Source organism: Maribacter sp. MS6, from assembly GCF_056839185.1.
Window position 1 is genome coordinate 3407032 of the sequence record NZ_CM166389.1, and the last position, 14033, is coordinate 3421064.

Below are 14033 nucleotides of genomic sequence, written 5' to 3' on the forward strand. Positions count from 1 at the left end.
ATGATTTTAGCTACAAGTACAGGTGGAACAATAATGATTACAGTAGTGGCATTTTTGGTGCTATTGATGATTTTGGTTGCTGTTTTGTTGTTTACAAAACAAAAATTATCTCCTTCAGGACCAGTAACCATTACGATAAACGGTGAAAAGAAAGTAGAGGTAGCTTCGGGTAGCACCTTACTTACGACTTTGGGTGCTCAAAAAGTGTTTTTACCCTCTGCATGCGGTGGCGGTGGAACATGTATCCAATGTGAGTGTCATGTCCTTTCGGGAGGAGGTGAGGCATTACCTACAGAAACTCCGCATTTTTCGAAACGTGAATTAAGTCACGGGGCGCGATTGGCTTGCCAGGTAAAAGTAAAGCAGGATATGGAAATTACCATACCTGAAGAAGTTTTCGGAATAAAAAAATGGCCGGCAAAAGTAGTTCGTAATTATAATGTTGCCTCCTTTATTAAAGAATTTGTAGTCGAAATTCCTGAGGATATGGGTTACAAAGCTGGGGGTTATATACAAATAGAGATTCCGGAGTGTGAAGTTAAGTTTGCAGACATGGATATCACGGCACACCCAGAAGAACATGATACACCAGATAAATTTAAGGCAGAATGGGATAAGTTTAATCTTTGGCCATTAGTAATGAAAAATCCTGAAACTGTTGAGAGAGCTTATTCTATGGCTTCTTTCCCGGCAGAAGGTAGAGAAATCATGTTAAATGTTCGTATTGCGACTCCACCTTGGGATCGTTCCAAAAATGGTTGGATGGATGTAAACCCTGGTGTTGCTTCTTCCTATATTTTTGGATTAAAAGAAGGTGATGATGTGGTAATTTCTGGACCTTATGGGGAATTCTTTATCAATGAATCGGATTCTGAAATGTTGTATGTAGGTGGTGGAGCAGGAATGGCACCCATGCGCTCGCATTTATATCACCTGTTCAAAACATTGAAGACAAATAGAAAGGTATCTTATTGGTACGGTGGTCGTTCTAAACGTGAATTATTTTATTTAGATCATTTTTATAAATTAGAAGAGGAGTTTCCAAACTTTAAATTTTATTTGGCACTCTCAGAACCTATGGAAGAGGATAACTGGAAAGTTAAAGAGTCTATAGATGCTCCTGGTGATGGTTTTGTTGGATTCATACACAATTGCGTGATTGATAATTATTTAGATCATCACGAGTCTCCTGAAGATATTGAACTATATTTTTGTGGCCCACCTTTGATGAACAAAGCGGTGCAGAAAATGGGTGAGGATTACGGTATACCTGACGAACATATTCGTTTTGATGATTTTGGAGGATAACAGCTTTTGCCTTACTGATATTACTCGAATAAGACGTTGAATTTATTAAAAAACCGATATGAATAATATCGGTTTTTTAATAAGTGGTTTTTGAGAGAAACCAAGTAAATAATAATGAGAACTATGCACATCCTTACAGAGCAAGAGTTACATAATTTGGCAATGAATATTGTAGGTAAGCAGCTAGAAGAAGCAGGTTTCGAATTTTTAGCTGTAAATAGTGAGTTGAAAAAGAATCCACAGTTTGTTTGTACGAAGGAAAAGAAACTACATTTCGTTGTTGTTAAGAGTATTGAATACCCTGGGGATCCCAAGGATATGGAGTTTTTTCGTTCCGATCTTCATAAAATGAGAGATCATGCCTTAAAGTTTGAGGCACGAACATTTTATGCACCAGTAGGTTTGGTCAATTCCAAGGATTATAATTTGCCCGTATATTTAGATGAAGAATACATCGTTGATTACGATGGTTTAATAGAAATCGAATAATGAAACAGGGCTTGGTTCTTCTGATTTTTGGTTTGTTGTTATCCTGCAAAGGGGATAAAAATGAAGTGATACGAAATCAATCCACTGGAGGGGTTTTTGGGACATCTTTCAGTATTATTTACTTATCCGAAGCTCCGTTGGACTATCAACAGGAAATCGATTCCATTTTTAGGGTTGTAAATCAATCTTTATCCACCTATATACCTGAATCTGACATATCTAAAATCAATCGGGGAGATTCTACGTTACAGGTGGATCATATGTTTAAGGATGTCTTCACACTTTCAAGGGAAATTTATAAGAAAACGAATGGCTATTTTGACCCAACCGTTGGTACTTTGGTAAATGCATGGGGTTTTGGTCCAGGGGAAGAGGTGGCTATGGATAGTACAACAGTTGATAGCCTTTTGCAATACGTTGGGTTTGATAAAGTAGCCATAACGTCCACGGGAACTGTGTCTAAAGAGGATTCAGTGATATATTTTGACTTTAACGCCATTGCAAAGGGCTATGCCATAGATAGGGTAGCAGTTTTTTTGGATACCAATAAAATCCAAAATTATTTGATAGAAATTGGAGGAGAGGTAGTCGGAAAGGGAAGGAATATCATTAAAAATAAGTCGTGGACGGTGGGTATAGATAACCCTCAAAACGAGTTTCAACGCGAATCGAAAATTGCTATATACTTAAATGATAGAGCTTTAGCGTCATCTGGAAATTATAGAAAATTTAGGGTAGATGAAACTACAGGCGAGAAGTATGTGCATACAATTGATCCGATAAGTGGTTTTACAAAAAATTCAAGTACGTTAGGAGTCACGGTTTTAGCAGATAATTGTGCAATAGCAGATGGTTATGCCACCGCGTTCATGGCCATGGATTTGGATTCCGCTAAACAAATAATTGCCTCGGATAGCAGTCTAGATGCTTATATAATTTATGCGGATCCAACGGGTGCCATTCAAGAATTTATGACAGAAGGTTTTAAGACAATAGTTTTAAAGTAGTCGTTTCTTTACAAATGGTATAATTTCTCCTTTTGCCAATCTATACGTATTAACTTCTTCCGATGTGAGTGTTTTAGTATAATCTACTTCCTCCACTTCAAATCCAATAGCTCTAAGTTTTTGAAAATAGTCTCGTCCGTATATGCGAACGTGGTCGTATTGCCCAAATATTCTTGCTCGTTCCTTTTGGTCGGTAATGCTATCGTCTTGAAAGGTTTCTGAACGATTTAGTTCTTGTGGCACTTGAAAAATGCCCCATCCACCGGGTTTTAAAATACGATATAATTCCTTCATGGCTTTGGTATCGTCCGGTATGTGTTCTAATACGTGATTACAGAGAATAACATCATAGCTATTGTTTTTAAAAGGAAGGTTGCAGATATCTGCTTTTATATCTGCCAGCGGAGAATTAAGATCTGTGGTAACGTACGCTAAATTTTTTAGTTTTCTGAACTTGCTGTAAAATGCTTGTTCTGGTGCAAAGTGAAGTACTTTTAGATTTGCGGTAAAAAAGTTGGTTTCAGTTTTTAAAAACAACCAAAGTAATCTGTGTCTTTCTAGGGACAATGTTGAAGGAGATAGTACATTTTCTCTGGGGTTTTCATAGCCGTAGGGGAGAAGACTACGAAACTTTTTACCATCTATGGGATCAATATAGGTAGATCCCTTATACCAAAAGGCAAACAAAGGCCTTACGAGATAACTAAACTTTATGAGAACCGGTCTTGGAATAGCATTGAGAAAAAATTTAAAAATTTTCTTCATTTAATGGCCAGTTCTAAGACGTTATGGGTTGTTGTCTAAATTCATCTTCCTCGGTAGTTTCAATCCCTAACACATCGTAAATATACTTAAAGGTGGAAAGCAGTTCTGGCTTACCATTTACTATGGCCACGTTGTGTTCAAAATGAGCACTAGGTTTACCGTCAGCAGTGAGAATAGTCCAACCATCCTTTAACTGCTTTATACTTTTCGTACCTAAATTGGTCATGGGTTCAATGGCTACGGTCATACCTTCCACAAATTTTTTCCCTCTGCCACGCTTACCATAATTGGGCATTTCAGGATCTTCGTGCATGGTTCTACCAAGGCCATGACCTACCAATTCCCGTACGACTCCGTAACCATGGTCCTCGGTAAATTTCTGAATGGCATAACCAACATCGCCAACTCTATTGCCTAGCTTAAATTCACGAATACCTATATAGAGTGATTGTTTGGTAACCTCAAGCAATTTTTTGGTTTCAGCAGCTACTTCGCCAACTTCAAATGTATAGGCATGATCGCCATAGAATTCATTTTTGAGCACTCCGCAATCTATAGAAATAATGTCGCCCTCTTGTAAGGGCGCTTTATTAGGAATGCCATGCACTACCTGTGCGTTTGGGCTCATGCACAAAGAATTTGGAAAGTCATACAAACCTAGGAATCCCGGTACACCACCATGATCCCTAATAAATGTTTCGGCTAGCCCATCTAAATGAAGTGTGCTTACCCCAGGCTTAACTTCTGCCGCCAACATTCCTAAGGTTTTAGATACTATTAACGCACTTTCGCGCATTAACTCAATTTCTTCTGCCGATTTTATTTTTATCATAGATTGCAAAGGTAAAACAATACTTTTTTATTGATAAATTATCAGCTTTGCTCTTTTAGATTAAAGATGAACAAGTCATGGTATTAGGTTGTTCTACCCCTATCATTTTTAAAATAGTAGGAGCTATATCGCCTAGTACGCCATCCTTAATTTCCTTGATATCGGTATCAATCAGAATTACGGGAACCGGGTTTGTTGTATGGGCAGTATGTGGTGACCCATCTGGATTTATCATGGTTTCACAGTTTCCATGATCTGCGATCAATATGGTAGAATACCCATTCTCTAATCCTGTTTCTATAACGTTCTTCACGCATATATCTACTGCTTCACATGCTTTTATAGCTGCTTCCATGATTCCTGTATGGCCCACCATATCTCCATTGGCAAAGTTAAGACAGACAAAATCAGCTTCCTGCTTTTTTAGATCTTCAACCAAGGCATCTGTCAATTCATAAGCGCTCATTTCTGGTTTTAAATCGTACGTCGCGACTTTTGGGGAGTTCCTTAAAATTCGACTTTCGCCTTCAAAAGGTTCTTCCTGTCCTCCGGAGAAAAAGAAGGTAACATGTGGATATTTTTCCGTTTCCGCAATGCGTATTTGTTTCTTTCCTGCTTTGGAAAGGATTTCACCGAGCGTATCTGTTATATTATCCTTATTAAAAACCACCTTAATCCCCTTAAAACTATCGTCATAATTGGTCATTGTAACGTAATACAAGGAAAGTTTTTTGGTCTCGTATTCCGGAAAATCATTTTGGGATAGCATATTAGTCAGCTCTCTTCCACGATCTGTTCTAAAATTGAAGAAAATAATGACATCTTCTTCTTCTATTAGGCCCTGTTTATTTGCGACTAACGGTTTTATAAACTCATCGGTAATATCGTTTTCGTAGTTTTCTTTTAGGCTTTGAATGATATTATCCGTTGATGTTCCACTACCATTGACCATGCCATCATAGGCAAGTTTGACCCGTTCCCAACGGTTATCACGGTCCATTGCATAATATCTACCGGTAACGGTAGCAATTTCCCCTACTGTATTCGACATGTGGTCCTGTAATTCCTTAACATAACCAGCGCCCGACTTCGGGTCTACATCCCTTCCATCGGTAAAAGCATGCACATACACATCTGTTAATTCATTATCGTTGGCTGCAGTAAGGAGGCCTTTTAAATGATTTATATGGGAATGTACCCCACCATCACTTAGCAAACCTAAGAAATGTACTTTCTTTTTATTTTTTTTGGCGTAATCAAAGGCATTTACCAAGACTTTTTCGTCTTTTAAGGTATTGTTTTTAACCGCCAAGTTAATGCGGGTCAGCTCTTGATATACGATTCTACCAGCACCCAAGTTCATATGGCCTACCTCACTGTTTCCCATCTGACCTTCTGGTAGGCCAACATTAAGACCGTCTGTGCGTAATGAGGCGTTTGGATAGGTCTTGTATAGTGAGTCTATATATGGCGTGTGTGCATTGTCAATAGCAGAGACTTTAGGGTCTGGTGAGGTTCCCCAGCCATCTAAAATCATTAAGATTACTTTTTTATTCATTGTATTCGTCAAAAAAATTCATTCAAAAGTAGCAGGATTTGCTTAGTTTAACTAGTATTTGAGATGGCTTTTTTGTTAGATTTACTACAAACAATGGCGAAGGTGATATTATAACCAATATCTATTTGGTAAGGCAAAGGAGTGATGATGTTGATGGTTTTGGTTCTGCTAGCTAGATATTTCTATCAAAAATGGATTCTTAGTTCAAAGAAAAGCCCGCTTGCGAAGCATAGCGGGCTTTTGACTTTTATTAAATTCTCTTATAGTGTTCAGGTAAAAGAGTACAAGGGTTAAAATTCAAATCCATTATAGGCTCTATACGCAAAAGCATAGAAAGCCATCAGTAACATTAATCCGCAAAAAACGGAGTAAATTTTTAAAATCACCACCAAAATTTCTGGTTTGCAATTTTCGAAGGCAGCAGTATAAATACTTTTAAAATGTAATAGTGTTTCCATATAGTGTTATTAATGTGATGTGTTCTAAGTATCACAGTTGATATAACCACAGCTATACGGCTAATATGTAAATGGTTTTCCTAATTTGGGAATTCCAAATATAGTAAAAAGCAACTATCTTTTCGGTTGCTGTAACGTTTAAGAGCGAATATGATCGTTAAACGTTTAGCTCTGGTTACTGTATTTTGCTATGGCTTCCTTAATTTTTTCTATTCTATTTTCAGGATCTGGATGCGTGCTTTGGAATTCCGGGGTACGGTTGGGACCGCCTGCTGTTTTCAAGATTTCCATGACCTTGATCATTTCATACGGGTCATATCCAGACTGTATCATGAATAGCACGCCCAGTTCGTCACTTTCAAGCTCATCGCCCCGACCATTTTTCAATAACGTATTCTGTCCTATTCCTCCAACGATACTACCTAAATCGCCAGCACCTACAGTGGCACCCATTGTAGCCGTTTGCCATGTTTGACTGTCGGCAATTCGTTCGGCTGAATGTCTGCCAATAACATGGCCTATTTCATGACCCAATACTCCGGCCAATTGTGCTTCGTTTAATTTAGAGAAAAGTGCATAGGTAATAAAACACTGGCCTCCTGGTAATGCAAATGCGTTTATGGTCTGGTCATCTGCCAGTAGGTGAAAGTCATACTTGTAAGGTGTATCCCTGGCAATACTGCTGTTTACCAATTTATGCCCTACGGCATCTACAAAGGATTGAATACGCTCGTCCGGATAGAGTCCCCCGTGCTGTTGTGCCATTTCCGGAGCGCTTTGGAGGCCTATGGCTATTTCTTGATCGGAGGTCATGGTAATATGCTGTGAACGACCCGTGTAAGGGTTCGTTTCTGTATTGCTCCATTTTTGAATAAATGCGAAGGCAACAATCGCCAAGCCAATGAATATGCGGATTTTCCAACTACCTCTTCTCATAGTACCAGGGTTCTATTTAGGAACACCAATATACAAAAGAGTTACAGAAGGTTTCTATTGATGTCCAAAATATTATTCTGGATATAATTTTTTAAGAAGCCGATGGTAAAATGCTCTGCACCATAAAACTCTTCCAACTGAAGTAACTGAACAATGTTCTTGCTTCTAAACGCTTCCAGCATTGGTCTGGAAATAGGAGCATAGCTGTAGTGCCAAGGCTCGTACTTAAAGCCACGTCTTTTTGGGTCATCTGTATAGACCAAATGAAAGTCGTAGGTGGTGGCATTTTCGTCCATCCATTTTTTAAAATTCTCGAAAACACCACCAGCTCCAAATTTTTCGGGAACAAGCACGTCTCCGTTCGTTTTTGGGTATCCATCAATGATATCGATATCGGTTCCCCAATGATGCCTGCTGGTGCCCGGAATGGTAGAATATTCAATAATTTTATCGATGGCAGCTAGGGGCTCCATACCATCGTCCTCGGTATAGGTCATAAACTTCCGTTCAAAAATTACCTCCTGTCGTTGGAAGCTTCTAAAACTGGAAACAATTTTAAGGTCGATGCCGTCGGAATAGGCAGCTTTTTTCATTTTAAGAAATGCATCATGGGCCTCCTTTCTTAGGTTAATCCCTTCGCCGTATAATTCTATATCGGTCTTGCCCATAAGTTCAACAATAGAGTACTCCGTTTCTTGGCTTATCGTAATACCGGGTATAACGGCCATTACGATGCCAGCAGCTCCTGTCTTTTTGATAAATGACCTTCTTTGCATTGTGCTTTACTTTTTTGAATTCTTGTGTGGTATGTCAATAATCAATGAACGTGCCACAGCGGATTTTAAAATTAAAGAAATATTTTCGGTTTGTACCATTTTCCTTTCCTTCAATTAGAGACGTGGTACTAATAAATTAATTTTGATAGGAAGTTAAATATAGGTACCCTTGATGTTTCTGTTTCAAATCGTCTAAGACTATAATATAGAAGTAAATGCCTGACGCCAATCCAGAACCTTGAGATATAACGCTTTCTCTGTTGGATATTCCATCAAATTCATCAATATAGTTTTGTTTGCTATACACTAAAATACCATATCTATTGAAGATCTGTAAGGTGTTGTTAGGGGAGTTTTCAATTCCTTCAATGACTAATCCATCGTTTATACCGTCTCCATTAGGGGTCATATAATAGTTGTCCAATTTTATATTGTCAAGGGTTTCTAGAAGATCGTTGTTACCTCCAATAGTTATGATTTCAAAATCGTTGGGAATAAAGGTGTCTGATGTAACACTTCCGTTAGAAAAGCTACCTTGCACATCTGAATTTCCTAGATTTTCCCATCGTTTGAGCATTATGTTCCATCCAACAACTTTTAAATCGGTAATAAACTCGGCCAATAAACTTGTAGCGCTTTGGTCGTCCCAAGTCAATGTAACTTTAGAGGGCACTTCTCCTTCCAACTGCCAAAATTCCTGAGTGCTTACAGACAGGAATTCGTTTTCTATTTCGTCTGTATTAAAAGAAGTACCAAAAATACTGGGACTGTTAGGGTCTTCATCAAAATAAGCGCTGCGAGCATAATCGTTTATAGTTTCAGAAGTTATAGTCAAAGGGCGTAGTTTTTCGTTTTGCCCTATGGGAAAAGTAAATGTATCTTTTCCAAGAATAGAGGTGTATCCGTCTACCATATTGCTGCTGTTCTCTCCAGTATAAAACGATTCGGTAATGAAGCTTAGATTGGTTGAATATGAGCTTCTAGGTGTAAAGATGGTTCCTGAAACAAGATTGGCATTATTGAGGATGCCGAGGGTGTTCTCAATGTAAAAACCATTATCAACTGCTATTTCTGCATCATAGAGTACAGGGTTCGAGGTGCCTGATAAGGTTAGGGTGTTATCGTTGTAAAAACCTACCAAACCAAGATTCTGGTTAAAAGCACCGTCATTGATCACATCCATGTGAAAGCCTACCAAACCGGTATCATGTATCTGAATAGTACCATAGTTGTGCACCGCATCTTGGCCAGATATGGTAATAGCAAATAGAAATGAGAAATATCTAAAAATAATTTTCATAACTATTTTAATTTGTTAATTACGAAACTTGATTCTCCTGACCCACTGAACCTGACCGTCCCCGAGTTTGCTTCTCTGTAGGTAATGATTGATACTACATCATTGGCATTTAAGTTTAGAATTTCATTTACATGTATGCTGGAATGGTCGTGGTTACTGGCAAATCTAATATAACCTGATGCTCCAATAGCTCCAATAGGCGAACCGTTAATAGCAATTCTTGCATTGACGTTAGTTCTTTGCTGGGTTCCACCAGAACTTATACCTACTAGTGATAAATTTGCCCTTATGTCATATCTGCCAGCTTCTTTCACGACAAGTGTATTACCACTTACCTGATATAAATTGGTTGTATCATCGACATAGTCTAATGTTCCAAAAATAGGCGCGGTTGTATTGTTCGCATTCAGGTTGGTATTGGTATTTGAGTTAGTCCAACGACCGCCAAAATTCACTTTGGATTTTCGTAACACCCCTGTTGCGTTAACTGCTAATAGGTTGTCGGTACTTGACGCATCGTCCAAAGTTCTTATTCTTGCGCTGCCATTAACATCCAATGTTTCGGATGGTGTATTTGTATTAATTCCTATTTGTCCTCCATTTTCTAAGAATAGTCTGTAATCAGCTACATTGGATTCAACAAAATTTAATCCGTTTGATAATAAGTTCCAATGCCATCTAGATGTTCCTGTATTGTCCTGAAATGCCATCACATCAACTCCATTCGCTTTTATTACCAAAGGATGATTATTAAATACTGTGGCCTGATTGATTAAGACCTGGCCACGGTCTTGTACCAATCTTATCTTTTCTGTATTATTAGATTTTAGGACTAAATCCTGAGCATCTATAGTACCTAGGAAATCTGAAGTAGGATTTGTTCCTGAGTCACCTCCTAGTTTCCATGCTGGGTCGGCTGGGTCGCCCTTATCTCCAGTTTCGCCTTTATCTCCAACTTCACCTTTGTCTCCAGTTTCACCTTTGTCACCGGTATCACCAGTTAATCCTTTATCACCATCTGGTCCTTTATCACCAACTTCACCTTTGTCTCCAGTTTCACCTTTGTCGCCAATTTCTCCCTTGTCACCAACTTCGCCCTTGTCACCGACTTCACCTTTGTCTCCGGTTTCACCTTTATCACCGGTATCACCAGTTAATCCTTTATCTCCTGTTTCACCTTTGTCCCCAGTTTCTCCTTTGTCACCGGTATCGCCAGTTTCGCCTTTATCTCCTGTTTCTCCTTTGTCTCCAGCTTCACCTTTGTCACCGACTTCACCTTTGTCGCCTACTTCTCCTTTATCTCCTGTTTCACCTTTGTCCCCAGTTTCACCTTTGTCACCGACTTCTCCTTTATCACCAGTTTCTCCTTTATCTCCGGTATCACCAGTCAGTCCTTTGTCTCCAGTTTCTCCTTTGTCGCCAGCCTCACCTTTGTCACCAACTTCACCTTTGTCGCCGACTTCTCCTTTATCTCCGGTATCGCCAGTTAATCCTTTATCACCAGTTTCGCCTTTATCTCCTGTTTCGCCTTTGTCACCGACTTCTCCTTTGTCACCGGTATCACCAGTCAGTCCTTTGTCGCCAGCCTCACCTTTGTCACCAACTTCGCCTTTGTCGCCGACTTCTCCTTTATCTCCGGTATCGCCAGTTAATCCTTTATCACCAGTTTCGCCTTTATCTCCTGTTTCGCCTTTGTCACCGACTTCTCCTTTATCACCAACTTCACCTTTGTCCCCAACTTCACCTTTGTCACCGGTATCGCCAGTCAGTCCTTTATCTCCAGTTTCTCCTTTGTCGCCAGCCTCACCTTTGTCACCAACTTCGCCTTTGTCGCCGACTTCTCCTTTATCTCCGGTATCGCCAGTTAATCCTTTATCACCAGTTTCGCCTTTATCTCCTGTTTCACCTTTATCACCAGTTGCACCTTTGTCGCCGACTTCACCTTTATCACCGGTATCTCCAGTCAGTCCTTTATCTCCAGTTAGTCCCTTGTCACCATCTGGTCCTTTGTCACCAACTTCACCTTTGTCTCCAGTTTCACCTTTGTCACCAATTGCTCCCTTGTCCCCAACTTCGCCCTTGTCACCGACTTCACCTTTGTCACCGACTTCTCCTTTATCTCCGGTATCACCAGTTAATCCTTTATCCCCAGTTTCACCCTTGTCTCCAGCTTCACCTTTGTCACCAATTGCTCCTTTGTCTCCAACTTCGCCTTTGTCGCCGACTTCTCCTTTATCTCCAGTATCACCAGTTTCTCCTTTGTCACCGACTTCACCCTTGTCTCCGATTTCACCTTTATCTCCAACTTCACCTTTGTCACCGGTATCGCCAGTCAGTCCTTTGTCGCCGACTTCTCCTTTATCACCGGTATCACCAGTTAATCCTTTATCCCCAGTTTCACCTTTGTCTCCAGTTTCACCTTTGTCTCCGGCTTCACCTTTATCTCCTGTTTCACCTTTGTCCCCAGTTAGTCCTTTGTCTCCGGTTTCTCCTTTTTCACCGGTATCGCCAGTTACTCCTTTGTCCCCAGTTTCGCCTTTGTCACCAATTGCTCCCTTGTCTCCAACTTCACCTTTGTCCCCAGTTTCACCTTTGTCACCGGTATCACCAGTCAGTCCTTTATCTCCAGTTAGTCCCTTGTCACCATCTGGTCCTTTATCACCAGTTTCACCTTTGTCTCCAGTTTCTCCTTTGTCACCAACTTCGCCTTTGTCACCAATTGCTCCCTTGTCTCCGGTTTCACCTTTGTCGCCAACTTCGCCCTTGTCTCCAGTTTCGCCCTTGTCTCCAGTTTCGCCCTTGTCTCCAGTTTCACCCTTGTCTCCAGTTTCACCTTTGTCACCGACTTCACCTTTGTCTCCGGTTAATCCTTTGTCCCCAGTTTCTCCTTTGTCTCCAGTTTCACCTTTGTCTCCGATTTCACCTTTATCTCCAACTTCACCTTTGTCACCGGTATCACCAGTTAATCCTTTATCACCAGTTTCTCCTTTTTCACCGGTATCGCCAGTCAGTCCCTTGTCGCCATCTGGTCCTTTATCACCAGTTTCTCCTTTGTCACCAACTTCGCCTTTGTCACCAATTGCTCCCTTGTCCCCAGTTTCTCCTTTGTCTCCAGTTTCACCTTTGTCTCCGGTTTCACCTTTATCTCCAACTTCACCTTTGTCACCGGTATCGCCAGTCAGTCCTTTGTCGCCGACTTCTCCTTTATCTCCGGTATCACCAGTTTCTCCTTTGTCACCGGTATCACCAGTTAATCCTTTATCACCAGTTTCTCCTTTGTCACCGACTTCACCCTTGTCTCCGGTTTCTCCTTTTTCACCGGTATCGCCAGTCAGTCCTTTGTCTCCATCTGGACCTTTGTCACCGACTTCACCTTTATCTCCAGTTTCGCCTTTGTCACCGACTTCACCTTTGTCTCCGGTTTCACCTTTGTCTCCAGTTTCTCCTTTGTCGCCAGCCTCACCTTTGTCACCAACTTCGCCTTTGTCTCCGGTTTCTCCTTTATCTCCGGTATCGCCAGTTAATCCTTTATCACCAGTTTCGCCTTTGTCTCCAACTTCACCTTTGTCGCCGACTTCTCCTTTATCACCGGTATCGCCAGTTACTCCTTTGTCTCCAGCTTCACCTTTGTCACCGACTTCACCTTTGTCCCCAGTTTCACCTTTGTCGCCGGTATCGCCTGTCAGTCCTTTATCTCCAGTTAGTCCTTTGTCGCCGACTTCACCTTTGTCGCCAGTTAATCCTTTATCACCAGTTTCGCCTTTATCTCCAACCTCACCTTTATCTCCGGTATCGCCAGTCAGTCCTTTATCTCCAGTTAGTCCCTTGTCACCGACTTCACCTTTGTCACCGACTTCGCCTTTGTCTCCGGTTTCACCTTTGTCTCCAGTTTCACCTTTGTCTCCAGTTTCTCCTTTGTTACCAACTTCGCCCTTGTCTCCGGTTTCACCTTTATCACCAGTTTCGCCTTTGTCTCCTATCGCCCCAGGAATTCCCTGAGGACCTACTTCGCCTTGCGGTCCTTGTGGTCCTGTTAAATCTGAAGACGTAAATGAGGTACCATCACTGTAATTTATAGTAAAGGTTCCATCATTATTATCAACGAAAGTGAACGTGCCTGCTTGTGCACTTGAACATAGGTTGTTCCATGCAGCACCATCAAAATAATGCACGCAATTCGTATCTGTATTGTAAATTAGAGCTCCGTTTAAAGGAGCAATCGCTTGCATTTGCGTTGTAGTTAGCCGTGTAAGTACAAAAGCTTTGTCCGTACTTTCCAATTCTACTATAGAGGCAGAATCAATTGAATTTGGGTTTTGACCAATTTTCACCTGCGCCTGTAGAGACAATGAAGCGAATATTATAAAAAGAACTAAAATTTTTCTTAAAACCATTGGGGTATAGCTAAGTAGGTTAATGTCCACAAAAATAGGGTAGGATTATGGGGCATCGTACTTTATGTTGTATAACCCTTAAAATCTGTTGGGAAGTGAGGGGTGTAATCTATTCAGCGGTTTTTTTTGCTTTTTAACTATCAGGAAATAGCGCGAATTGACCGTAAGGACAATTAAAGTGTGAAAATTAAGTCAAGATGGTTTAGACCT

General features: G+C 40.6%; 11 protein-coding genes. 3 read left to right on the plus strand and 8 right to left on the minus strand.

Annotation, left to right across the window (positions count from 1 at the left end):
* The 3 genes from nqrF (at position 1) to MS6x_RS14895 (ending at position 2804) form a co-directional block, all read left to right on the plus strand.
* Positions 1–1308 (plus strand): NADH:ubiquinone reductase (Na(+)-transporting) subunit F, encoded by a 1308-nt coding sequence (nqrF, locus tag MS6x_RS14885; protein WP_482603254.1) that lies wholly within the window; start codon positions 1–3, stop codon positions 1306–1308.
* 123 nt (positions 1309–1431) lie between these two features.
* Positions 1432–1797, plus strand: coding sequence for a Na(+)-translocating NADH-quinone reductase subunit F (locus MS6x_RS14890; protein WP_482603255.1), 366 nt, complete (start codon positions 1432–1434; stop codon positions 1795–1797).
* Positions 1797–2804, plus strand: a complete 1008-nt coding sequence (locus MS6x_RS14895; RefSeq protein ID WP_482603256.1) for an FAD:protein FMN transferase — start codon at positions 1797–1799, stop codon at positions 2802–2804. Before MS6x_RS14890 ends, MS6x_RS14895 begins: the two co-directional genes overlap by 1 nt.
* On the opposite strand, the gene MS6x_RS14900 is transcribed toward MS6x_RS14895, so the two are convergent.
* The 8 genes from MS6x_RS14900 to MS6x_RS14935 all read right to left on the minus strand — a co-directional run bounded on the left by MS6x_RS14900 (position 2796) and on the right by MS6x_RS14935 (position 13823).
* Positions 2796–3569, minus strand: a complete 774-nt coding sequence (locus MS6x_RS14900; RefSeq protein ID WP_482603257.1) for a class I SAM-dependent methyltransferase — start codon at positions 3567–3569, stop codon at positions 2796–2798. The genes MS6x_RS14895 and MS6x_RS14900 overlap by 9 nt on opposite strands.
* A 13-nt stretch (positions 3570–3582) precedes the next feature.
* Positions 3583–4401 (minus strand): type I methionyl aminopeptidase, encoded by an 819-nt coding sequence (gene map, locus MS6x_RS14905; RefSeq protein WP_482603258.1) that lies wholly within the window; start codon positions 4399–4401, stop codon positions 3583–3585.
* 55 nt (positions 4402–4456) lie between these two features.
* Positions 4457–5959, minus strand: coding sequence for a 2,3-bisphosphoglycerate-independent phosphoglycerate mutase (gpmI, locus tag MS6x_RS14910; RefSeq protein ID WP_482603259.1), 1503 nt, complete (start codon positions 5957–5959; stop codon positions 4457–4459).
* A gap of 290 nt (positions 5960–6249) precedes the next feature.
* The gene (locus tag MS6x_RS14915) at positions 6250–6417 is read right to left on the minus strand and encodes a DUF6747 family protein (protein ID WP_482603260.1); all 168 of its coding nucleotides are present in this window, start codon (positions 6415–6417) and stop codon (positions 6250–6252) included.
* Positions 6418–6582: 165 nt separating this feature from the next.
* Positions 6583–7353, minus strand: coding sequence for a M48 family metalloprotease (locus MS6x_RS14920; protein ID WP_482603261.1), 771 nt, complete (start codon positions 7351–7353; stop codon positions 6583–6585).
* Positions 7354–7394: 41 nt separating this feature from the next.
* Positions 7395–8129, minus strand: a complete 735-nt coding sequence (locus tag MS6x_RS14925; protein WP_482603262.1) for a M15 family metallopeptidase — start codon at positions 8127–8129, stop codon at positions 7395–7397.
* Between the two features lie 136 nt (positions 8130–8265).
* Complete coding sequence (locus MS6x_RS14930; protein ID WP_482603263.1) at positions 8266–9429, minus strand: T9SS type B sorting domain-containing protein; 1164 nt, start codon at positions 9427–9429, stop codon at positions 8266–8268.
* Positions 9430–9431: 2 nt separating this feature from the next.
* Complete coding sequence (locus tag MS6x_RS14935) at positions 9432–13823, minus strand: hypothetical protein (protein ID WP_482603264.1); 4392 nt, start codon at positions 13821–13823, stop codon at positions 9432–9434.
* Positions 13824–14033 lie beyond the last annotated feature (210 nt).